We start from the raw sequence: 22,316 nt of genomic DNA on the forward strand, positions 1-22,316 counted from the left end.
ACGCGAGAGCGTGGAATTGGTACGTGCGTGCCGTTCGTTGGATCCAGCGCGAATGCTCAAGTGTGCCCTTCTCTTTCCGTGACCCCCGCGCTGAGATATACCGGGAGAAACCGAACGAGAAGTCCATACTCGTGGGTAACTTCAAGGAACCGTTGATTTTCCATGAAAAGGGCCGATGAACAGAAAGTTCACCGGCCCTCCGAAAGAACGAGTCAGGGAATTGAGATGCGACCTTCGACGGCGCCGAGCCCGATGTCCTTGCGGAAATGACCGCCGGGAAGCTTGACGTCGGCGATCTTTGCGTAGGCGTCGTCGCGAGCTTCGGTCAGATCCTTGCCCACTCCGACAACACTCAGCACACGCCCGCCGGCCGAGACGACGGCACCGTCTTCACGCTTCTTGGTACCGGCGTGCAGGACTCCGTCGGCGTCGGCTCCGGTGATCACGTCGCCGGTGCGTGGGGTTGACGGGTAGTTCTCCGCGGCAATCACGACCGTGACAGCGGAACCGTCGCGCCACTGCAACGGACCGACCGAATCGAGTGTTCCGGTCGAGGCCGCATTGAGTAGACCGCCCAGCGGCGTTTCGAGGAGAGCAAGCACGGCCTGAGTTTCGGGGTCACCGAACCGGCAGTTGAATTCGACGACGGCCGGGCCGTCGACACCGATCGCCAGACCGGCGTAGAGAAGGCCGGAGAAACTGCTACCGCGCGCGACCAACTCGGCAGCGACAGGCTTGACGACGTCGTCGACGATCTGCGTGACCATCTCGTCGGGCAGCCACGGCAATGGGGTGTACGCGCCCATGCCGCCGGTGTTGGGTCCGGAGTCTCCGTCGCCTACTCGCTTGTGGTCCTGAGCCGGGAGCAGCGGGATCACGGTTTCGCCGTCGACGAGGCAGAAGAGCGAAACTTCCGGACCGTCGAGGAAGGACTCGAGGAGAACCGGGTGTCCGGTCTCGAGCAGTTCTGCGGCATGATCGCGCGCGGCGAGACGATCCGTCGTGACGACTACGCCCTTACCCGCGGCCAATCCGTCGTCCTTGACCACCCAGTTGGGACCGAAGCGGTCGAGTGCTTCGTCGAGCTTGGCCGGATTGTCGACGATCTCACTGTGAGCGGTCTTGACGCCGGCGACAGCCATCACGTCCTTGGCGAAAGCCTTCGATCCCTCGATGCGGGCGGCGTCGGCCGAAGGCCCGAAGCAGGCGATACCTGCTGCGCGCACCGCGTCTGCGACACCGAGGACCAGCGGAACCTCGGGTCCGATGACGACGAGGTCGGCTTCGACCTTCTGGGCCAGCGCGGTAACCGCGTCACCCGAAGCGACGTCGATGGGGTGCTGCTCGGCGATTTTTGCGATCCCGGCATTGCCAGGCGCGCAGATCAGGGCCGTGACACCTGGATCGCGAGCAAGAGAGAGAAGGAGGGCATGTTCACGGGCTCCGGAGCCGATTACTAGTACGCGCACGGTGAACAGACTACGGCCTGCGATAACAGGGCTCTCGGAGTGCCACTGGCGGGGCCAAGGTCCCAGCGTTCGGCCTTTGTGCGAAATATCCGTTTCGAGATGAGATCATATGAATACCTGAATAGGTGAACAGATGTTTTCGTACACCTGTCCACCAAGGAAAGGACACCCGTGAAACTCCACAAACCAGGCGTTCTGACGCTCACCGCAACCGCCGCAATCGGCGCACTTCTGATCACGTCGTGCAGTAGCCCGACTGGCACCGACTCCTCGGGCAACAACGACGGCCTGATCTTGGCCGACGGCTACGAGCTGGGCGGCTACAACCCGGTCGCAGGCTTCGGCGCTGCCGGTGAGGCCAAGATGTACGACGACCTCGTCCGACTCACCGGAGGGACCGGCATGCCGGGCTTCGAGCCGTCTCTGGCCGCGGAGATGCCCACTGCCAACGCCGACGCGACAGTCTGGACGGTCAAACTCCGCGACGGGGTCACCTTCTCCGACGGATCGACCTTCGACGCCGACGACGTGGTTGCCACGTACAAGGCGATCCTCGATCCCGCTTCCGCCTCCGAAGCGCGTTCGTCGTACGACATGATCAGCGATGTCGTGGCCGTCGACGACAACACAGTCGAGTTCCGCCTCGCGTACTCGTATGCGCCCCTGCTGACGAAGATGCTGATCGGCATGGTCCCGTCGGAATCCCTCGCGACACCCGGACTTGCCGCCGAATCGCCGTTGAACACCGCGCCTGTCGGTACGGGTCCGTACACACTCGTCGATCTCTCACCGGATCGAGCGGTCTTCGAGGCGAACGAGAACTACTGGGACGGTGCACCGGAGATCAAGAAGCTCACTCTCCTCTACGTTCCGGACGACAACACCCGCGCCCAACGTATGGTGTCCGGCGAGATCGACGGAACCAATCTCCCTCCACTGCTTGCCAATACGTTCTCGGGCAAAGACAAAATGTCGGTGACTGCCCATCAGTCAGCGGACTGGCGCGGTCTCTCACTTCCGACGAACAATCCCGTGGCAGGCGACAAAGCCGTACGGATGGCGCTCAACCTCGCCGCCGATCGCCAGTCGATGATCGACAACGTCCTGGGCGGACACGGCCGCGTCGCCGCCACTCCGATCCCCGAGGTCTACGGCGATTCGTACAACCCGAACGCAACCTTCGCCTACGACCCGGCCGAGGCCGAGCGAATTCTCACCGAAGCGGGCTGGATCGAAGGTTCCGACGGAATCCGTTCGAAAGACGGTCAGCGGGCGCAGTTCACGATCATGTACAACTCCGTCGACACCGTTCGACGTGATCTCGCTCAGGCATTTGCCTCCGATGCTCTCGCTGTCGGCATCGAGGTGGATCTCGAAGCGCTCTCCTGGGACCGCATAGACCCTCGAATCAACCAGGATTCGACGCTTCTCGGTGGTGGAGACGAACCTTTCGATCCAGACACGCAGGCGTACGACGCGCTGAACTCGAAGTACATAGCGCCCGGGGTCGGCAGCATCTACGACAACGCCAGCGACTACTCCAATCCAGCAGTCGACGCAGGCCTGGAAGTAGGACGCCGCAGCCTGGATCAGGCAACGCGTGACGCCGCGTATCGCGACGTGCAGCAGGCGTACGTCGAGGATCCCGGATTTGTCATCCTCGTATTCCTCGACCATACGTACGTGTCGAAGGATTCCGACTGGCAGATGTCCGGACCGGTACTCGAACCACACTCACACGGTGCGACCTGGGGTCCATGGTGGTCACTGCAGACGTGGGCCCGAGGGCAATGACAGCGGTCGACGTTCGGCCAGACGCGGGGCCGACACGGGGCCACCGTGACAACTCCCGCCGAAAGGCCATCCTCACGATGGTCGGTCGGCGGGTGTTGTTCATCGTGCCGGTCATCGCCGTGGTGTCCGCGGGACTCTTTGCCGCCGCCGCGATCTCACCGTTCGATCCACTGGTCGGCTACCTCGGCACGCGATATATGACGACAAGCGACGCGGACAAAGCGTTGATCGCCGACCAGATGGGTTTCGACAACCCCTGGTACAGCACGTACTGGAATTGGCTCCAGGGTGTGTTCACCGGCGATCTCGGGATCTCCAGATCGTTCAATCAGCCTGTTTCCCAAGTCATCTTCGAACGTCTGCCATGGACCTTGCTGCTGGTCGGGATCTCACTCCTCATCGCGATTCTCGCCTCGCTGACACTCGGTGTTCTCGCCGGAATCCGCAGTGGAGGATTCCTGGACAAGACCGTGTCCGGGCTGAGCGTCGTAGTCCAAGGACTTCCGCCGTTCGTCTTGTCGCTGGGTGCCATCGCGCTCTTCGCGTTGACTCTCGGCTGGCTCCCCGTCGCCGGACTGACCGACGGGGGTGCCGATCCCACACCGGCACAGGTCATCCGGCACTTGGTCCTACCGGTGACGGTGCTCGCCATTTCGCAAATGCCGTGGCTCCTACTTGCGGTCCGAGAGTCCGTCGTGGGTTCGAAAAGTGAGGGATTTGTCGCCGGCGCGGTAGCACGCGGTATCCCGACGCCGACCATCACGAAGCGCCACATACTGCCCACGTCACTGGCACCTTTCGTCAACATCGTCGGCGTGCGGTTGCCCGAGCTGATAGTCGGGGCAGTGCTGGTGGAAGAGGTGTTCAGTTGGCCGGGGATCGCCGGCGCCATCGTCTCGTCAGCCCGTGACCTCGACATGGCACTGCTCGCGTTCCTCACCGTCGGTACGACATTGACGGTCATGCTCGGCTCACTGCTTGCCGACGTCCTCGTTGCAGTACTCGACCCGAGAGTGAGTACCGATGGCTGAACGACGCTTCAAGATCGCCCTCGGCGTGCTGATCCTCGTTGCGCTGTACGCGGCGTTGGTCCCATGGTTGGCCGACGTCGACGACCGAGTCACAGACTTCTCGGCGGCTCGCCTGGCTCCGTCGTTCGATCACCCCTTCGGAACGGACTCGGCGGGCCGAGATCTGTTCGTGCGCATAGCTGCAGGCATTCGAACCTCACTTCTGATCGCACTCGCCTGCGCGCTACTCGCCACGGTGATCGGCGTCGCCGTCGGCACTACGGCCGGACTGGTCGGTGGCTGGGTGGACAGGTTCGTCATGCGCGGCACCGATGCCGTCAACGCACTCCCCCACCTGTTGCTCGGCATCGTCATCGTCGCGATGTTCCGTGGAAGCATTGCCGCCATCGTGCTTTCGATCGCACTGACCCACTGGACCCAAGTGGCCCGGATCATCCGCTCCGAGATCTTGAGTCTGCGCGAGCGTCACTACATCGACGCCGCCATTCTCGCGGGAGCCAGTCGACGTCACGTGATCATGCGCCACCTCGTGCCGGCGACGGCGCCGCAGGCTTTGATCGCAGTCGTTCTCCTGCTGCCCCACGCCGTCTGGCACGAATCGACGTTGTCCTTCCTGGGATTCGGCCTTCCCCCGCACAAGCCCAGTCTCGGGACGCTTCTCGAAGAGGCACGCAGTTCTCTACTCCTCGGCGGTTGGTGGACGCTGGCATTCCCCGCCGCAGTTCTCGTGATCGCCACCGTCGCAGTTGCCGTCGCCGGTTCGGCCCTGCGGTCGATGCTCACTCCCCCTCGACCTTCGGAGTTGCGACTGTGAACCACGGCCTGCGCATCGAATCTCTCACCGTCAGGATCCCTCTACTCGGAGGATCGGTAGTTCACGCTGCGAGCGACATCGACCTCGACGTTCCAGCCGGCACGGTGACCGCACTTGTCGGGGAATCGGGGTGTGGCAAGTCGATCATCGCCACCTCGGTCATGAACATGTTGCCGCCGAATGCTTCTCGAACCGGAACGGTCACCGTCGGAACACCGGACCTCGAGATCGACGTCTTCTCCGGCACCGCGTTCCGTGGGCGGCACGTGGCTCTCGTTCCACAATCCGCCGCAACACATCTCACCCCCGTCCGCACTGCGCGATCGCAGCTACAGGAGACGATCGACGCACTCGGCAGCGATCGCACTTGCGATGCCTTGGCACTTCGCGTCGGACTCGAACCGTCGGCCCTGGACTGCTACCCGCACGAACTGTCGGGCGGCATGGCGCAACGCGTGGCCATTGCCGGTGCGCTGGCCGGGAATCCGTCGGTGATCGTCGCAGACGAACCCACCGCCAACCTCGACCGCGAACTCACCGACCACGTCATGGGATTACTTCGAGAGTGCGCGGACGCCGGAGCGGCGGTCCTGCTCATCACCCATGACCTGGCATCCCTTACCCGCAACGGTGTCGCGGATCGACTTGCCGTCATGTACGCATCACGCATCATGGAGACCGGTCCGGCCGCGCTGGTGTTCCAAGATCCGCTTCACGATTACACCCGAGACCTTCTCGGCGCCTTACCTTCCAGAGGTTTGACTCCCATGCCGGGATCGCCACCGCAACTCACCGATCTCCCCGAGGAGTGCGTCTATCACCTACGACGCCCGGAGTCGAAACAATCCGGTGGCCCGACCGAACTCGTCACATTGGGTGACCGCACGTACCGAACGCTGCGGAAGGTGGGCTGACATGAGTCTGCAAGCTCTGGGAATCACCAGCGGTTACCGTCGCAACCGGCCAGTTCTCGAGAACGTCTCGCTCGAGATTCCGTCGGGAAAGCTGATCGGCCTGACCGGGCCTTCGGGCACCGGAAAATCAACACTTGCAAGGATTCTCGCTTCGCTGGATGCACCGTGGTCAGGCGAAGTGCGGATCGACGGATCACCCGTTGTGGGTACCAAATTCTCGGTACCCGCGGCACTACGCGGCACGGTGTCCATGCTGTTTCAGTCACCTCGCGCATCGACCGACCCTCGGCAGACGCTCGCCTCGATCATCGGCCAACCCGGTGACATTGCCAGTAGGTCAATCGATGTGGCCGCGCTGGCAGCAGAAGTGGGCCTCACTCCCGATCTCTTGTCGCGCAGACCACACCAGGTGAGCGACGGCCAACTACAGCGCGCCTGCCTGGCGAGATCGCTGGCGCAACAACCGAAATACCTCATCTGTGACGAGGCGACGGCGATGCTCGACGCCGCCACGACGGCCGCGCTCATTCGGTTGATCGAGAGTCGCGCCGCCGAAACCGGCGTCGGCGTATTACTCATCAGCCATGATCGCGAATTACTCGGCGCCTGCTGCGACGTGGTCCACGACCTCGACAGTATCAGCGCTTAGCCCCTGCGAAATCAACTCTTGACCCGAACGTATGTTCGAGTATGATTTGGGCAGGGGATCGGGGGATTCAATGAGTGTCTTGTTGTCGGATGTGGTGTCTGGTTCTGCGGTGGAGTTACGCGGACGCCTGTGGCGGTTGACTGCTGCCGAGTTGCGCGCTGCTGCTGTCGAGGCGAGTGCGGAGATTCTGCGCCTGGAAGCCGTTCGAGTGGCTGTGGTCGACGAACTCTCGTTGCGCCCGGATGATCAGGTGATCGCCAGCCGCGGGACGGGTGCGTGGTTGGCGGCCAACACCATGCTGCAGGTTCGGGACGGGAAAAAGATCGCCGCTCTCGGTGCAGCTTTGCGGCCGTTTCCGGCGGTGGCTGCTCGGTTCGATGGCGGGGACTGCTCGTTCGAGCATGCCGTGTTGATCGTGGCGTTCTGCGAGTCACCACCGAAGGGCATGCCAGACGCCGCGCTCCCTCGCTGTATCGACCTACTGCTTGCGGCTGCGTCGGGTGTGGAGGCGACGACGACGAAGGTGCGGAACGTGATCGCGACCTTGGAGCGGTTGTTCGAATCCGATGAGATCCCGCCCGCCGAAGATGTCGATCTCAATGAGTTGCGGATCGCCTCGACATTGAACGGTCGGGTGGTGGTGCGCGGCGATTTCGACGCCCTCACCGGAGAAATGTTGTTGTCGGCGTTGTCGAATCTGACGATGCCGACCCCGGCACCGGACGGGACTCCCGATTCTCGGTCGGCGGCGAAACGCACGGCGGACGGGTTCACCGAACTGATCCGCCGTTACCTGGACTGCGCGAAGACCGGTACGGATGGTGGTCAGCGTCCGCATGTGAACGTGCACATCAACGCCCGTGATTTGGCGGAGCATCGGGACTGCGCCGCCACACCAACTGATGGTGGTGGAGTGACTGTGTCTGATCTTGATGTCGGGCACATGCCGTGGCTGGGGCCGCTCTCGGTCTCGCAGACCAGACTCCTTGGGTGCGATTGTTTCCTGTCCACCGTCCTGCTCGACAGTCACGGCGCGCCGTTGGATGCGCAACCAGGAAAACGATTGGTCACCGCCGAACAGCGAGTGGCGTTGATCGCCCGGGACAAAGGCTGCGCGTTCCCCGGCTGCACATGTGTACCGGCCTGGACGGATGCGCACCATATCCGGCACTGGGCCAACGGCGGCCCGACGGTGATGAACAACCTGGTCCTGCTGTGCCGTTCAAATCACCGGCTGATGCACCGCAAATCCGGGTTCGTCGGGAAATGGAAAATCCGCATCGGCGCCGACAACAAACCCTGGTTCATCCCACCACCCTCGATCGACCCCGGCCAGCAACCGCGGCCGGCGAACACCACCTTCAAAACCTGAGGACGAACCGCAGGCATACAACTTCACGCCAGGTCCGCATCGGAGGAAGCACATCCGATGCGGACCTGGCGTGCGTTCATTATGGTCAGCCTGCAACCGTCAAGTCGTAGAGGGTTACTCCGTCCACCGTTGTGGCGGTGAAGTTTTCGGTCACCCACGTCGAGATAGCGGTAGCGGTGCCTTCGGCGTTCATACCGCCACCCATCCCACCGCCGGCGATGAAGAAGTGAATCTTGCCCTCTGCCACGTACTGCTGGAACTGCGCGAGCGTCGGCGACGGATCGCTCCCGTTGAACCCTCCGATAGCCATGACCGGTGACTGCGTCGCAAGCTGATAACCCGAGGCGCTGTTGGACCCGATTGCCGCGGCTACCCACGTGAACTGGTCGGAGTTCTCTTCGAGAGTGGACACAACAGCGGCTCCCGGCGTGCTGCCCTGCAGTAGGCCGCCGGCACCGCCTCCCATTGCGCCTCGCGTCCCGTCGGCGGTCGGCGTGGTACCGCCCGGAACTGTTGCACCACCGGGCATCTGACCCATTCCTGCAGGGGGCGTGCCCGGCATTCCGGTCCCAGCCCCGTCAGTCCGACGGTTACCGCCATCAGCCGTGCCACCGAATCCACCGAAGCCTCCGCGGCCACCGCCGGGCCCGCCCATTCCACCTTCGACGCTCGGTCCGGCCGAAACTATGGAACCGGTATGCGGAGTATTGATCGTGTCGATCGCGTATGCAGTCGGACCTGCCAGACCGGTGAAGATCGCTGCGAGAATCACTGCCACAGCCAATCGACCTCGCGTCACTGCCGGAATCAGCACTGCCACGGCACTGACGATGCCGACCACCAGAATGGTCCAGCGAAGCCACGGTACGAAGGAGGGCGAGCGTCCGAGCAGTACCCACGCCATCGCGACGGTTGCGGCCAAGGACACCGCCAGAATGATGCGAACCCAGAGGACGTCACGATGACGCCACGCCACTACCGATCCTGAACCGATCAGCGCGGCGATCGCCGGCGCCAGCGCAACGGTGTAGTAGGCGTGGAAGATTCCCGCCATGAAACTGAAGGTCAGTCCGGTCACCAACAGCCAGAGCCCCCAGACAATGAATGACGCACGCTGTGTGTCAGCGCGGGGTGCCTTGCCTCGCAGCACGATTCCAGCCACCAGAAGTATCAGTGCAGCAGGAATCAACCAGGCGATCTGTCCGCCCTGGGCCGATTCGAACAGTCGGGTAATGCCGGTACTCCCCCACATACCACCGCCGGCCCCACCACCTGGTGCCATACCTCCCCCGGCCATACCACCTGCGGCCTCGCCCATGCCGGGGAAACCGCCCGCAGCAGCGCCGGCCGCGGCATCACCAGCACCGCGCATTCCGCCGCCGCCGACGCTTCCGGTCTCGTTGCCGCTCAAGCGCCCGAGCCCGTTGTAGCCGAGCGTCAGTTCGAGAATCGAATTGTTCTGTGAACCACCGATCCACGGACGCGAGTCGGCCGGCCACAGTTCGACGATTGCCAACCACCATCCGGCGGAGACGATCAGTCCGCCCAGTGCCGCGAACAGTTGGAGTACGCGCTTACCCAGTTTCGGCGGTCCGGCGATCAGATAGGTGAGCGCCAGCGGTGGAACCACCAACATGACCTGTAATTGCTTTGTCAGGAAACCGAATCCGCAGAAGATACCGACCAACACGAGCCAGCGGGTGCGGCCGTCCTGCACGGCGCGCATCATCGCCCACACTGCTGCGATCATCAGGAGCACCAGCAGAGCATCCGGGTTGTTGAACCGGAACATCAGCGCCGCTACGGGTGTGAGCGCAAGTACCAGGCCTGCGAGGAGGCCGGCGGCCGCACCGAAATACCGTCGAACCGTTCCCCACAACAGTGCAACCGATCCGACCCCGAGGAGTGCCTGCGGCACCAACATCGCCCAGGAATTGAGTCCGAAGATGCGAACCGACAGCGACATCAACCACAGGGACATGGGCGGCTTGTCGACGGTGATCGAGTTTGCAGCGTCCGAGGAGCCGAAGAAGAAAGCCTTCCACGACACCGAACCTGCCTGTACCGCAGCGGCATAGAACGAGTTGGCCCATCCGGACGCGCCCAGGCCCCAGATGTAGGCGACTCCGGTGCCCACCAACAACACTCCCAGCGCCCACGGTTCCCAGCGCACCTGACGTTGCGGTTCCGGCGCTGGCAGCGGCGCGGCGAGTGTCTCTGCAGCGGCGGTCATCGATTGGCTCCTACGGATTGTGCGGTGCGAAACACCCAGCGCAGTGCGATGAATCGACTGACTGTGGCAACAAGATTGGCGATGACGAGTACGGCAAGCTCCACATGCTTGGAAGCATCGGGCGCCATGACGTCGAGCACGAACAACGATCCGCTGGTGAGCAGTAGACCGAACCCGAACACGAGCAGGCCCTGCATCTGGTGACGAGCGGATCCTTCCGACCCTCGGATCCCGAAGGTGAAGGCCCGGTTGGCGGCGGTGTTGAATACCGCGGTCACCAGCAATGCGACGGCGTTGGCCCACTGCGCACCCATGATCGAGTGCAGAGCGAGGTAGAGCAGCGCGTACGCGAGCGTCGAAATGACTCCCACCACGGCAAAGCGTGAGAGCTGCCCGACCATTCCTCGTGGAACTCCGGGAACCAACGGTTCACGTCCGAAACTAGCCCTGAGCTCGGCCAATGGAAGGGAACCAGTAGACAGTGCTCGCCCGACACGGACCACACCTTTGAGGTCGGCAACTGCCGTGGCAATGATGTCCACCCGGCTGTCCGGGTCGTCCACCCAGTCGACAGGGACCTCGTGAATCCGCATGCCCGCTCGCTCGGCCAGCACCAGCAATTCGGTATCGAAGAACCACCCGGTGTCCTCCACCAGCGGAAGTAGTTGGCGTGCAACATCGACGCGCATGGCTTTGAATCCGCACTGGGCGTCGGAGAAGCGAGCATGCAGTGCGCTTCGGAGGATGAGGTTGTAGCTACGTGAGATGAACTCACGCTTGGGGCCGCGCACCACGCGGGACGATCGTGCCAGCCGGGAACCGATGGCGATGTCCGAGTGTCCGGAGAGCAACGGAGCAATCAACGGCATCAGGGCGTTGAGGTCGGTCGAGAGGTCGACGTCCATGTACGCGACCACGTCGGCATCGGACTCGCTCCATACCTGCCGCAGTGCTCGACCACGACCCTTCGCATCCAGGTGGACGACCCGGACGTCGTCGAATTCTTCGGCGAGGGAACGGGCGAGTGCCAACGTGCCGTCGACACTGGCGTTGTCCGCGATGGTAATTCGTGCAGAGAATGGCACCTGCGTGCGTAAATGCCGGCGCAGGCGCCGCACGCACGTCTCGAGGCCTGCCTCTTCGTTGTATACCGGGACGACCACGTCCAGCACTACAGTCGTCGCGGAGACCTCCTCTGCGTCCGTGCTGCCCGCGGTCTGCATGGCTTCTGTCGTCATACGTCCTAGATTTGTCGGGCCGGCTCCGACGAACCTGCGTCCAGCCTGGGAGTTTCCTGGCAACCGGACGCGGGCTAATCTCGGGGTATGCCTTCAGTCTTCAGTGCCATCATCAACGGGGATCTACCAGGACGTTTCGTGTGGGAGGACGAGGACGTCGTCGCGTTCTTGACCATCGCGCCGGTAACGCAGGGCCACGTGCTTGTGGTTCCGCGAGCCGAGGTCGATCAGTGGCAGGACGTGGATCCTGAACTCTTTGCCAAGGTCACCGCTGTTGCCCGCAACCTCGGCCAAGCCGTGCGTAAGGCGTTCGACGCGCCTCGGTCGGGTCTCCTCATCGCAGGTCTGGAAGTTCCGCATCTTCACGTTCATGTTTTCCCCGCATACGACATGGGGAACTTCGACATCAGTGGCGCCGACACCTCGCCGTCACCCGAATCTCTCGACGAGGCGCAGACCAAACTCAAGTCGGCGCTACGCGACCTCGGCTTCGAGGCAACTGTCTCGACTCGTTGATCGCATACCTTCGACCGAATTTCGCTGGCCGATAACTGGACTCCCCGCCGCAGCCTCCAACGGAGGTTGCGGCGGTCGCATTTGTCGCTCCTACCGACCGTGACCTGCGATTGCACACCGAACAGTCCGTTTCGCGCTGTCGCGCGAGCACGAGATTCGCTGCTACCGTGGGTCGCTGGTCCGGGACCTAGGGCCCTAAAACTGGTTCACGTGTTAACAGTCGGAGGACAAGGGAGCAATGCAGGAACGTGCCAAGATCAGTCGCCGACAGATTCTTCAAGGTGCTGCTGATCGGTTCGAAGTCACGGGGTACGGCAGCACGAGCATGAATGACATCGTGTCCGCGGCGCAGATGACCAAGGGCGCGGTCTATTTTCACTTCTCGTCCAAAGACGAACTGGCTCAGGCGGTGATCGAAGAACAGCACCAGATCTCGATCAGTGCCTTCACCGCAGTTGCAGCCACAGGCGCACCGGCACTGGAACAGCTCGTCATGGTGTGCCACGAGATGGGCCGCCAACTCGTCGCAGAACCTATTGTTCGTGCGGGAATCCGACTTACCCTCGAGTTGGCCTCTGCCGACGGTTCGCAAGGCCCGTACGTCGCGTGGATCCGCGAGCTTCGAAAACTGGCCGAGGCCGCGAAGCTCGAAGGCGACATCCGCGACGATGTGGAGCCGGAATCGGTGGGTCGCGTGGTGATCTCGGCATTCACCGGCGTTCAACTGGTTTCGAACGTGCTCACCAGACGAAGCGATTTGAACGACCGTATCGACGAATTGTTCGCCCTCCTGTTGGCAGGCGTGGTCTCCGACAAGCGACGCAGCGCCGTCGCCGAACTGGTCGGATGTCGCCTCGAAACTTATGTGTCCTGATCCGGAGAACACCCCGACGCCCGGATGATTCGGCGCATCAGCACCGAACCGTGCGCCAACCTTCGTCGATTCGTACAAGACCCCCCGTCGTCGACTCACTATCGTCAGATCCACGAATAACCCAGATACATGGATACCGACGAAAGGGCTTCTCGAATGACCGAAACCGCCACGTACGTTGAGAGCGCACAGCAGGAGATCGCTGCTGTACTCGCCGAAGCGAAGACCGATGCCTACGTCCACGCACGCGACATCGATTCCGGCGAAGAGTTCGGCTACGGCGCGGACGAAGGTGTCATCCTCGCCTCCGTTTTCAAGATTCCTGTTGTGCTTCAGTACGCCCGTGAAGTAGCGGCAGGCACCCTTGATCCGACCGAGCACGCCACGGTGACCTCCGAGTTCCGCTCCGGCGGCATCGGTATCGGCGGCTGCGCCGACGACGTGACTGCAAGCTGGCGAGACCTCGCTCTGCTCATGATGAGCTTCAGCGACAACGCCGCCACGGATTTCTTGTACGAACGTCTCGGACTCGACAACATCGTCGCAACGCTGCGCGGGCTCGGTTTGGAGAAGACCAACTTGGTCCGTGACTGCCGAGGCCTCTTCAAGACGGTCTACGACGACCTCGGCGTCGACAAGGGCACCTTGCTGGAAATGCCCCCCATCGAAATTCTTCGGACAATTTCCGTCATGGATCCCGCCCGCTCCAATTCCAGTACTCCTCGTGAGATCACAATGTTGCTGGCTGCAATCTGGAGGGACGAAGCCGGCCCCGCATCGGCTTGTGAAGAGGTCCGAACCATCATGAGCAAGCAGGTCTGGCCGCACCGCCTTTCGTCCGGTTTCCCCGACGAGGTCACTGTCGCCGCCAAGACCGGAACGCTGGGACTGGTACGAAACGAAGCCGGCGTCGTGGCGTACCCGGACGGCAAGCGTTACGCCGTCGGTGTCTTCACCAAGTCCCACGAGCTCACCCACCGCGCCCCGAAGATCGACGCCTCCATCGGAACCGTCGGCCGCATCGCTGTCGAAGCACTTCGCAACAACAGCTGATCCGAACCCACTGACAAAGAATGCGGGTCGCGCTGAGAAATCAGTGCGACCCGCATTTTTCGGCTTTCGAGCTAGCGTGGACCGCGCAGACGAAGATGCACCATCAACCGGAAGCGGACGTTGGGGTCGTCGAGATCCAACGCGGCCATACCCTTCAACTTGCTGAGGCGATACCGAAAGGTGTTGGGGTGCACGTGCAATGACGCCGCGGCGTCACCGACATCACCGAACGCGTTGAGCCACGCATCGAGAGTGTCCACGAACGAGGTCGCATGAGCGGCGTCGTGGCTGGCGATCGCCTCGATCGGTCCGAGGTCCGAGAACCCTTCGGCTGCAGCTTCCGACGCGATCTCCAACAGGATGGCATCGACGTGGACGCTACTGAAGGTGGCGACGCTGCCCGACGCTCGTCCCGCCAACAACACTTCGAGGGCATGTTCGGCGTCGCGCTTCGATCGGCTCAGCTGCGCCGGTCTGGTCACGACCCGGCCGATCCCGATGATCGTGTCGCCGGACGCTCCGGTGCGGTCCAGGAAGTCCGAGGCCACACGGAACGCCTGCAACTCGGCTTCGGCCGGGGAATGCCCTCGTACAGACAGCACCGCGTAGCCGGTTCCGTTGACCAAGGCTGCCGCCGACTGCGAGTGGACGGCGCCGAGGTGCATGGCCAGAGCGTCGGTCAGTCGCACCACGTGGGCGGCATCGTCCGGCTTCGACGATCCCTCGAAAGACCTACGACCCAAAGCCATCACGAGTGCGGGGCCGGTCCCGAGACCGAGGCGATTCATCGCGTCGACCGCACCTGACCCACCGTCGAGAAGGGTTGCGATCAGGTCTGCGCGCAGTCGGCGCTCGGCGTCGGCGCCGCCGCGCAACCGCAACATCTGCAGCGCGATCAACCCGGCAGAATCGCGCAACGCACGCATACGGTCGTCGGACATCGGCTCACCGGTTGCCACCCACATGGAGCCGAGGAACTCGTCGCCGGCTCTGATGGACACGGCGATACGACCCATTTTGGTACCGAGGGTCTCGGCCGAGACCCACACCGGATCGTCGCTGCGATAGAGCCGGTCGAAGACCCCGGCCTCTTCGAGCACTCGAATGTACTGGTCAGGAACTTGCCGCTCCAGCACGGTCGCGATACGTGGACCGTCTCCTTCTTCCTGGCGGCCGGAGAAGGCGATGACCCGTGAGCTTCGGTCCTCGATCGTGATCGGCGCATCGAGAAGTGCGCTGACAGCGTTGGCGAAGGCGAACAGATCGCCGGCCGGGCCACCTCCGCGTGAGTGGATGTGCCCGACTTCGTTTCGGGCCGAGAGCACCGAATGAAGCAGGCTTGTCAGCTGAACCCACGAGACTCCACGCGCCAAGGCCAACAGCACGACGCCCGAGGCGATGACGGATTCGCGGTCCGCATCGCTGACCTCGGCGGTCACTCGCGCGACCACCACGCGTACTCCGCGCTCGGCCAGGCCGGCCACGGACTCCGCGATACGTTCGCCTCCGGTGACGCCGACGAGCAGCACCATGGAGTCCGGTGTCGAGGGTGAGTCGTCGTCGGGGTCGTGAATGACCACCGAGGCGATCTCCTGGACCGCCTCCGGGTCGCCGACAACCGGATTCAGCACCGTAGTTCCCACGTCTTCGAGAAGCCGCACCAAACTGATGCGAGGTCGTACGGTGCCCACGTCTATCACTCCTTCGTCCGGTGAACGAAGTGTGTCATAGTGATTCGTCAAAGCCGATCCATGCCGATCCATTCGACCGACGTGGTAATTGCTTCGAGCAGGTCGGGGATCGGTTCGACGCCGATGCCCGGTCCTTCCGGAACCTTCACGTAACCGTTGTCGAGTACGAACGGCTCGGTGATGTCTTCGGCGAAGTACCGGTCGGAAGCCGATGTATCGCCTGGTAGGGCAAATCCGGGGAGCGCGGCAAGCGCGACGTTGGCGGCCCTGCCGATTCCGGTCTCGAGCATTCCGCCGCACCACACGGCAATTCCGTTGGCCTTGCAGACGTCGTGGATACGACGCGATTCCAGATAACCGCCCACACGTCCCGGTTTGATGTTCACCACGCTGCACGCACCGATTGCCAGCGCGTCGGCGGTGACCTTCGCGGAGGTGATCGACTCGTCGAGGCAGACCGGCGTCCGCATCATCTCGGCCAGCCTGGCGTGGCCGCGCAGTTCCTCTTCGGGAAGCGGCTGCTCGATCAGCAGGAGGTCGAAGTCGTCGAGCCGCTGGAGATTGCGGGCGTCAGCCAGGGTGTACGCGGTGTTCGCGTCGACCTGGAGGAGTACGTCGTCGCCGAACCTCTCGCGGACTGCGCGAACCGGCTCGATGTCCCAGCCCGGTTCGATCTTCAGTTTGATGCGCAGGTATCCGGCATCGAGGAACCCGCCTACCTCCTCTAGCAGCTCATCGATCGAATTCTTGATACCCACCGAGACACCCGCGGGTACGCGATCGACTACTGCACCCAGGTACGAAGACATGCTCGTCCCGGCAGCCCGTAACTCGGCGTCGAGAAATGCGGTTTCCAATGCCGCTTTGGCCATGGGGTGCCCGGCGAACTGTTCCATCGTCGCGCTCAGTGCGTGCACGTCGGGATCGGTGAGTTCACCCAGAGACGGAATCAGGAACTTACGAAGGACTTCGGCGGCGCCGTCCGTGTATTCGGAGCAGTAGCGAGGCTCGGACATCGCCACGCACTCGCCCCAGCCCTCCGACTCCGAGGTGACGACCTTGACGAACAACACGTCCTTGGTGGTCTCGGTGCCGAACGAGGTACGGAACGGCGCTTTCAACGGCATTGCCGCCCGGCGTAATTCAACTCCTTCGATCTTCACGATGTAACCTCCGCTGTTGTCCTGCCTGCCTGTGTTCCCGGCGCACGGTCCAGCACGTACTTTCCGGTTCTGGTAACTGCGAGAACCACTCCGTTCTCGGCGAGCACACCACCGAGAGTCTCGCGGACTGCCAGGCGCCAGTCGTTCGCCGCCGCCGGGTCCGACTTACGCAGTGTGTACACGTCATTCGGTGTAGCCACCGTGACGAATCGATTCTTGGTCGACTTCAACACGGGCAGGCCGGCTTCGGAGACGGACAGCAGTTCGCTCGCCCCCAAGGACTCGGGAGTCGGGACTTCTCCCGAACCGGCGACGACGTCGGCAACCTTGCTACTACCGATTTCCCAGTCGATCAACAACCGGTCGCTGTCTGCGCCGCCGTTGAGGCTGTCGTTCATCGGCGCGTAGAAACGCGGCAGATACTGGATCGGGAACGCACCGAGTTTCGAGACGTTGAAGTAGGCATTGCGTGCGACGAGCGGGTCGAAAGTCCACCGCACGTGGAGAATTCCCCGTTCCAGTGCCCACGCACGCTGGAACAGTTTCAACGCGAGGCCGATGTGCCCGTTCTGCACGTTCGGGAGGATCCCCGTGATGTGCGAATGCAACGAACGGTGTTGCGGTTCCTCGAAGAATGCAACCGAGCCGCCGATCAGATCCCCGCCACGAAACGCGCCGGCGACGTAGTTACCGGAGTGTGCGAGCGCCTTCATCATGTCCCGATGGACGGGAGGGTTACCGCTCTCCGGCTGCCATACCTTCTCGAACAGACCGAATACCTGTTCCAACTCGGCATGCCCGGTGACGGTTTCGATAGTCACACATGCAAGCAGAGCGGCCTGCTCGGCCTGGCTGATTGCCTGCCGCATCCGTGAAGGCGATACACCTCCGAATGGTTGAACGGTCTTGCGTTGGACATTGTTCGGCGACGTCATCGTCACAGTCCTCCCTCCAGGATTCGAGTCACCAGACCGGCCAACAAGGTGGCGCGCGGGATCATCTGATCTATCTCTACGTGTTCTGTCGCTGCGTGGGCACCACCGCCGACGGCACCGAGGCCGTCCAACGTGGGAGTTCCGACTGCAGCGGTGAAATTTCCGTCCGACGCACCGCCGACTGCGCAGTCGCGAAGCATTCCCAACCCGCTCTCACTGCTGACCTGGTGAGCGAGAAAGTACAGCTTCTCCGAAGACACTGATTCCAGTGGTCCACGGTTGGGGCCTCCGGACACCGAAATTCGACTTTCGGCCAGCGCCGGTGTCAGTGCACGGATCGAACGGTCGATGCGTTCCTGTTCCTTCGCCGACCACATGCGAACGTCACACCACAGTTGCGCTTGCGCTGCAACAGTATTGGTGGTCGTGCCGCCACTGATCACGGACGGCACCACCGACGTTCCCGCCACCGGGTCCGCGAGCTCCACCACGGCCTGAATCTGGTGTGCGAGCTCCACTACGGCGTTCACACCTCGTTCCGGTTCCAGTCCGGCGTGTGCAGCGCGTCCCTCGATGTCGACGCAGTACAGCGACATACCCTTGCGCGCGGTCTTCACTGCGCCGTCGGCTGCGGCTTCGAGGACCAGCACCGCGTCGACCTGACGTGCTTGCTCCTCGATCAGTGCGCGCGAGGTCGGGGAGCCGATTTCCTCGTCGGAATTGAGGAGCACGACCACCCCGTCGAGCGACGGAAGCGATGCGAGCGCATGGAAGAGCTGGACGATGCCGGCCTTCATGTCGAAGACTCCGGGTCCGGTGGCGATGTTGTCGGTGACAGACCAGGGCAACTCCGCGAGCGTTCCGAGCGGCCAGACGGTGTCGAAATGGCCCAGGAGCATCACCTTCGGCTCCGCGCCGAACGACCAACGCAAGTGCTGACGCCCGTCGATGCGGATACGTTCGGGGGTGCTTCCGAGGTGGCGTTCGCCGATTTCGGCCACCACGTCCGCACATGCATCGACTGCGCCGAGATCGGAACTGGGCGACTCAGCGGTTACCAACGCCGCCAGGTCTGCCACCATTGATTTCTTGTCCACTCCGACGCTCTCCTGTCACCGACTTGCAACTTCGCAGTCAAGCTTGGTCGAAGCGACCCTGTCGGATCTTGTCCAAGACTCCTGTCCTTCGGGCTCGGATTCGTCGTGTGTCACGAACAGCTGGGTGCCATCAAGCAGGTGTGTCAGGTACCGATCTCTGTTCGGGCGGCAAACAGCTCGGGAAAGAAGCTCAACTCCAGCGCACGTTGCAGGAAGCCGGCACCACCACTCGAACCGCCGGTCCCCTTCTTCATGCCGATCACCCGCAGCACGGTCCGAAGGTGCCGGAACCGCCACAGCTGAAAGCTCTCCTCGAGGTCGACCAACTCCTCGAACGCCTCGTACGCCGTCCAGTGCTGTTCGACGTTCTCGTAGATTGCTTTGACCAGCGGAATCAGTTCGTCGTTTCGCACGTAGGGCGCGCTGACGTCTCGTTCGAGAGCCGACGCCGGAACGTCGTACCCCTGCCTGGACAGGTACTGCCAGAACTCGTCGTACAGTGTCGGCTCCCCGAGCAGGGTCTCCAACAATCGATGGGCGGACGGATCCGATTCGAACACCTTCAGCATGCCCGCGTTCTTGTTTCCGAGCACGAATTCCACGGCGCGGTACTGGTACGACTGGAACCCCGATGAGTTGCCGAGAACGCCCCTGAACTCCGCATACTCCGCCGGCGTCAGTGTCGCCAACACCGACCACTGCTCGGTCAAGGTGGCCTGAATATGTTTGACACGTGCGATCCGCTTGAACGCAACCCGAATGTCGTCGGCAGCGATCGCTGCTCTGGCCGCCCGTATCTCGTGGAGAAACAGCTTGAGCCACAACTCGCTGGTCTGGTGCTGAATGATGAACAAGAGTTCGTCGTGGTGTTCCGGCTCGCTCACCGGGTGCTGCGAATCCAGGAGGGTATCGAGTCCGAGGTAGGCCCCGTAACTCATCTTCCCGGAAAAATCGGTGACGACGTCGTCTTCGATCTTTCGTGTGCCGTCCGTTGCCGACATCTTCGGTCTCCTTGTCAGAATTTCGCCGGGGTCTGAGGAACGATCATGGCCACCAATGCGGCAGCGCTCGTCGCTCCGACCAGGACTCCGAATGCAGCCATGTACGAGAACTGGTCCACCATCCATCCCATCACGAGCGGGGTGATGAAACCGGCGAACTGACCACAACCGTTGATCAAACCCATTCCGGAACCGAGGAATTCGGCCGGAAGTGCCCGCAACGGCATCGCGAAGATCGACATCGAACACAGACCGCTGATGCCTAGAGCCAACGTCTCGTAGAACGTGAACATCGCGACGGTGTCAGCGGTGGTCATCAGGAACAAAAGGACTGCCGACGTGGCCATACACGGAACCAGAAGGATCCTGGCCCGGTCGTGGAAGTACTTGTCCACCAACCGCCCGCCCACAATCGTGGCCAGCGCCGTGACGATGAAGGGGATTGCGGCAAAGATTCCCGTGTCGATCAGCGAGAGTCCCTTGTCGTTGAGCAGATAACTCGGCACCCAGGTCATCAGCCCGTACGCGGACATGTTGGCCAGGCAGAACAGAATCGCGAACTTCCACACCGACGCGGACTTGAACACCGCGGCGCGAGAGTGCTCGCTCGCCAGAGGTTGCAAGGCTGCCTCGGGATCTTCCGAGATTTCCGTGTCCAGCGGTGCGGGCAGCACCAACCACACCACCGTGCCGATCACTGCGCCGACGATCGCCACCAGCCAGAACGCGTCACGCCACCCCACGGCCATGAGGACCGGCGCGATGATCAGCGGTGCGATGCCGGGGCCGAGGTTGTTGGCGCCGAGCATGAAACCCATCGCGGTCGCCCTGGTTTTCGGACGCGTCCGCTCAGCCAAAGCCTTGAACGACGCCGCTGGAAAGAGCCCCTGGCTGATGCCGAACATCGCGCGCATGACCATCAGCGAGACGAGACCCCACGCGAACCCTGTCAACGCTGTGAACACCGACCACAGGATCAAAGCAACGATCAACAGGGGCCTGGGTCCGAAGCGGTCGGCCAACATTCCGCCGGGGACCTGCCCGAGCATGTAGAAGATCGCGAATACCGAGACCACGCCACCCAACTGCGTACTGCTGAGCGAGAATTCGTCGCCGATCATCGGAAGCGCAAGCCCGATCATGACGCGATCCACCATGTCGATCAACCAGATGGTACTGAGCAGCCCCACCGTAACGGTGGTCGTACGACGAATCGACTTGTTGTCCATCATTTTCCGAACCGAACCGTCGCTCGCCCGCGACGGCGCTTCCACTGTGACGCGTTCCGCCTTCATCAAGCCTCCCGAATTGTCTTGTGCCGCATGGACTGGAACATTGAAAAGACTGATGAAGTGTGACAGCGAACACGTCTACCGCATTGGTCCGTTTCACCAATAGCCGAAGCAACGTTTGGTCGGTCGGAACATGTTCTGCCCCAAGAGATGACAAATGCCGCCGGCGCACACGGCGTCGACGGCATTTCGCGATGGAGTCGCTACTTCATCACGTGCGATTGGCGACTGCCACGATCGTCGAGACGCCTGCGGCTGCAAGCCGAGCATTGACAGTGATCAGACCGAGAATGTCGTCGACGCTACCGAGTGTGTGCGAAATCGTACGATCCGAAATCCGTCGCGAGCCGGGAACAGCCTCGGCGAGTTCAGCTCCCGTGGTGGTGGGGTGAACGATCTCGAGGGTCCATTCGTCACGCAGCTCGACCGGCTTCAGTGTGTCGGCCTTACGCACTGCGCGCTCGGCTCCTGCTCGGATCTGCTCGCACGCCAGCGACGGCGGCAGCGAATTGGTTGCCGACCATCCATGTGCCTTCTTGACCTCGACGGTCTCGGTTGTCGGCGAGGCCGCGTCGACCAAGCCGCAGATGATGTCGTCACCCGTCACCAGGCCGACGGGAACGCCCTGGGTGGCAGCGTAGAGGGTGTTGACGTCGGTCTCCGAGACGGACTTGCCGTCGAGGCGGACGTCGGCGAACAAGCTCGAGAACGTGTGCGCCAGGACGCCGGGCCCACCGGCTGGTGCGTGATAGCCGACAAACAGAGCGACGTCGTGATCGGACGTCAGTCCCTCCGCCATGCACTGCATCTTCGGTGTTCCGAAGATCAGACGCGCCCGTGGATCCAGGTCGGCGTGAAGCAGATTGTCCATCGTTCCGTGGCTGTCGTTGACCAGGACGCTCGTCGCACCGGCGTCGAACGCACCGGCGATCGCGGCATTGGTCTCGGCGGTCATGAGCATCTGCGCACGGTGGTAGCCGCCACCGCCGCGGATCGTCTGATCGAGCGTCGCGATACCCGCGATGCCCTCCATGTCCACCGAAATATAGACGTGCATTCCTGTCCTCCATCGATCTCAATCGGCTGAATTGATAACTTCGCTTTCACCTTCACACTCGAGCGCATCCGTTTCTTGTCCGCTCGAACGGTGAGTCGGCCTCCATTTGGGACGTTCACACCA

At 62.5% G+C, this 22,316-nt stretch carries 19 protein-coding genes; 9 read left to right on the forward strand and 10 right to left on the reverse strand.

What is annotated here, in order from left to right:
* Nucleotides 1–212 precede the first annotated feature (212 nt).
* Nucleotides 213–1,469, reverse strand: coding sequence for a phosphoribosylamine--glycine ligase (gene purD, locus ACN50D_RS19275; RefSeq protein WP_007734401.1), 1,257 nt, complete (start codon nt 1,467–1,469; stop codon nt 213–215).
* A 171-nt stretch (nt 1,470–1,640) separates the two neighbouring features.
* Here purD and ACN50D_RS19280 point away from each other — a divergent pair, with 171 nt between their 5' ends.
* From ACN50D_RS19280 to ACN50D_RS19305, 6 genes are all read left to right on the forward strand, one after another.
* Complete coding sequence (locus ACN50D_RS19280) at nt 1,641–3,263, forward strand: ABC transporter substrate-binding protein (RefSeq protein WP_211921531.1); 1,623 nt, start codon at nt 1,641–1,643, stop codon at nt 3,261–3,263.
* Nucleotides 3,260–4,294, forward strand: a complete 1,035-nt coding sequence (locus tag ACN50D_RS19285) for an ABC transporter permease (protein WP_211921529.1) — start codon at nt 3,260–3,262, stop codon at nt 4,292–4,294. The genes ACN50D_RS19280 and ACN50D_RS19285 overlap by 4 nt, the downstream gene beginning before the upstream one ends.
* A complete protein-coding gene (locus ACN50D_RS19290; protein WP_211921527.1) occupies nt 4,287–5,108 on the forward strand; it encodes an ABC transporter permease in 822 nt (273 codons plus the stop codon). Before ACN50D_RS19285 ends, ACN50D_RS19290 begins: the two co-directional genes overlap by 8 nt.
* A complete protein-coding gene (locus ACN50D_RS19295) occupies nt 5,105–6,022 on the forward strand; it encodes an ABC transporter ATP-binding protein (protein ID WP_211921525.1) in 918 nt (305 codons plus the stop codon). Before ACN50D_RS19290 ends, ACN50D_RS19295 begins: the two co-directional genes overlap by 4 nt.
* Nucleotide 6,023: 1 nt before the next feature.
* A complete protein-coding gene (locus ACN50D_RS19300; RefSeq protein WP_003945821.1) occupies nt 6,024–6,671 on the forward strand; it encodes an ABC transporter ATP-binding protein in 648 nt (215 codons plus the stop codon).
* A 70-nt stretch (nt 6,672–6,741) separates the two neighbouring features.
* Nucleotides 6,742–8,043: an HNH endonuclease signature motif containing protein gene (locus ACN50D_RS19305; RefSeq protein ID WP_211921523.1), complete on the forward strand. Its 1,302-nt coding sequence runs from the start codon at nt 6,742–6,744 to the stop codon at nt 8,041–8,043.
* Between the two features lie 85 nt (nt 8,044–8,128).
* Here ACN50D_RS19305 and ACN50D_RS19310 read toward each other — a convergent pair whose 3' ends face one another.
* Both ACN50D_RS19310 and ACN50D_RS19315 read right to left on the reverse strand, forming a co-directional pair.
* Complete coding sequence (locus ACN50D_RS19310; RefSeq protein ID WP_211921521.1) at nt 8,129–10,276, reverse strand: ArnT family glycosyltransferase; 2,148 nt, start codon at nt 10,274–10,276, stop codon at nt 8,129–8,131.
* Nucleotides 10,273–11,514, reverse strand: coding sequence for a glycosyltransferase (locus ACN50D_RS19315; protein WP_063314987.1), 1,242 nt, complete (start codon nt 11,512–11,514; stop codon nt 10,273–10,275). The genes ACN50D_RS19310 and ACN50D_RS19315 overlap by 4 nt, the downstream gene beginning before the upstream one ends.
* Nucleotides 11,515–11,601: 87 nt before the next feature.
* Here ACN50D_RS19315 and ACN50D_RS19320 point away from each other — a divergent pair, with 87 nt between their 5' ends.
* The 3 genes from ACN50D_RS19320 (at nt 11,602) to ACN50D_RS19330 (ending at nt 13,957) form a co-directional block, all read left to right on the forward strand.
* Complete coding sequence (locus ACN50D_RS19320) at nt 11,602–12,030, forward strand: HIT family protein (protein ID WP_042449536.1); 429 nt, start codon at nt 11,602–11,604, stop codon at nt 12,028–12,030.
* A 238-nt stretch (nt 12,031–12,268) separates the two neighbouring features.
* Nucleotides 12,269–12,904, forward strand: coding sequence for a ScbR family autoregulator-binding transcription factor (locus tag ACN50D_RS19325; protein ID WP_064443148.1), 636 nt, complete (start codon nt 12,269–12,271; stop codon nt 12,902–12,904).
* 156 nt (nt 12,905–13,060) lie between these two features.
* A complete protein-coding gene (locus tag ACN50D_RS19330; protein ID WP_054188096.1) occupies nt 13,061–13,957 on the forward strand; it encodes a serine hydrolase in 897 nt (298 codons plus the stop codon).
* A gap of 71 nt (nt 13,958–14,028) precedes the next feature.
* Here the strand turns inward: ACN50D_RS19330 and ACN50D_RS19335 are convergent, their stop codons facing one another.
* The 7 genes from ACN50D_RS19335 to ACN50D_RS19365 all read right to left on the reverse strand — a co-directional run bounded on the left by ACN50D_RS19335 (nt 14,029) and on the right by ACN50D_RS19365 (nt 22,193).
* Nucleotides 14,029–15,648 (reverse strand): PucR family transcriptional regulator, encoded by a 1,620-nt coding sequence (locus ACN50D_RS19335; RefSeq protein WP_058039306.1) that lies wholly within the window; start codon nt 15,646–15,648, stop codon nt 14,029–14,031.
* Nucleotides 15,649–15,695: 47 nt separating this feature from the next.
* On the reverse strand, nt 15,696–16,811 hold the full coding sequence (menC, locus tag ACN50D_RS19340) for an o-succinylbenzoate synthase (RefSeq protein WP_211921519.1): 1,116 nt from the start codon (nt 16,809–16,811) through the stop codon (nt 15,696–15,698).
* Complete coding sequence (locus tag ACN50D_RS19345; protein ID WP_230359511.1) at nt 16,808–17,746, reverse strand: GNAT family N-acetyltransferase; 939 nt, start codon at nt 17,744–17,746, stop codon at nt 16,808–16,810. Before ACN50D_RS19345 ends, menC begins: the two co-directional genes overlap by 4 nt.
* Nucleotides 17,747–17,748: 2 nt before the next feature.
* Nucleotides 17,749–18,843, reverse strand: coding sequence for a M20 family metallopeptidase (locus ACN50D_RS19350; RefSeq protein WP_051649497.1), 1,095 nt, complete (start codon nt 18,841–18,843; stop codon nt 17,749–17,751).
* Between the two features lie 143 nt (nt 18,844–18,986).
* The gene (locus ACN50D_RS19355; RefSeq protein ID WP_211921517.1) at nt 18,987–19,844 is read right to left on the reverse strand and encodes a tryptophan 2,3-dioxygenase; all 858 of its coding nucleotides are present in this window, start codon (nt 19,842–19,844) and stop codon (nt 18,987–18,989) included.
* 14 nt (nt 19,845–19,858) lie between these two features.
* Nucleotides 19,859–21,139: an MFS transporter gene (locus ACN50D_RS19360; RefSeq protein ID WP_007734373.1), complete on the reverse strand. Its 1,281-nt coding sequence runs from the start codon at nt 21,137–21,139 to the stop codon at nt 19,859–19,861.
* Nucleotides 21,140–21,347: 208 nt separating this feature from the next.
* On the reverse strand, nt 21,348–22,193 hold the full coding sequence (locus tag ACN50D_RS19365) for a M55 family metallopeptidase (protein WP_007734371.1): 846 nt from the start codon (nt 22,191–22,193) through the stop codon (nt 21,348–21,350).
* Nucleotides 22,194–22,316 lie beyond the last annotated feature (123 nt).

Origin of the sequence: Rhodococcus sp. SB1D (assembly GCF_048573875.1) — a bacterium.
Classification (GTDB): domain Bacteria; phylum Actinomycetota; class Actinomycetes; order Mycobacteriales; family Mycobacteriaceae; genus Rhodococcus_F; species Rhodococcus_F qingshengii.

Excerpts from the sequence above, each read along its gene's own strand:
- ACN50D_RS19300 (WP_003945821.1), top strand. The coding sequence starts at position 6,024 with ATGAGTCTGCAAGCTCTGGGAATCACCAGCGGTTACCGTCGCAACCGG.
- ACN50D_RS19285 (WP_211921529.1), top strand. The coding sequence starts at position 3,260 with ATGACAGCGGTCGACGTTCGGCCAGACGCGGGGCCGACACGGGGCCAC.
- ACN50D_RS19315 (WP_063314987.1), bottom strand. The coding sequence starts at position 11,514 with ATGACGACAGAAGCCATGCAGACCGCGGGCAGCACGGACGCAGAGGAG.
- ACN50D_RS19355 (WP_211921517.1), bottom strand. The coding sequence starts at position 19,844 with ATGTCGGCAACGGACGGCACACGAAAGATCGAAGACGACGTCGTCACC.
- ACN50D_RS19320 (WP_042449536.1), top strand. The coding sequence starts at position 11,602 with ATGCCTTCAGTCTTCAGTGCCATCATCAACGGGGATCTACCAGGACGT.
- ACN50D_RS19310 (WP_211921521.1), bottom strand. The coding sequence starts at position 10,276 with ATGACCGCCGCTGCAGAGACACTCGCCGCGCCGCTGCCAGCGCCGGAA.
- ACN50D_RS19305 (WP_211921523.1), top strand. The coding sequence starts at position 6,742 with ATGAGTGTCTTGTTGTCGGATGTGGTGTCTGGTTCTGCGGTGGAGTTA.
- ACN50D_RS19330 (WP_054188096.1), top strand. The coding sequence starts at position 13,061 with ATGACCGAAACCGCCACGTACGTTGAGAGCGCACAGCAGGAGATCGCT.
- ACN50D_RS19365 (WP_007734371.1), bottom strand. The coding sequence starts at position 22,193 with ATGCACGTCTATATTTCGGTGGACATGGAGGGCATCGCGGGTATCGCG.
- ACN50D_RS19345 (WP_230359511.1), bottom strand. The coding sequence starts at position 17,746 with ATGACGTCGCCGAACAATGTCCAACGCAAGACCGTTCAACCATTCGGA.
- ACN50D_RS19290 (WP_211921527.1), top strand. The coding sequence starts at position 4,287 with ATGGCTGAACGACGCTTCAAGATCGCCCTCGGCGTGCTGATCCTCGTT.
- ACN50D_RS19360 (WP_007734373.1), bottom strand. The coding sequence starts at position 21,139 with ATGAAGGCGGAACGCGTCACAGTGGAAGCGCCGTCGCGGGCGAGCGAC.
- ACN50D_RS19325 (WP_064443148.1), top strand. The coding sequence starts at position 12,269 with ATGCAGGAACGTGCCAAGATCAGTCGCCGACAGATTCTTCAAGGTGCT.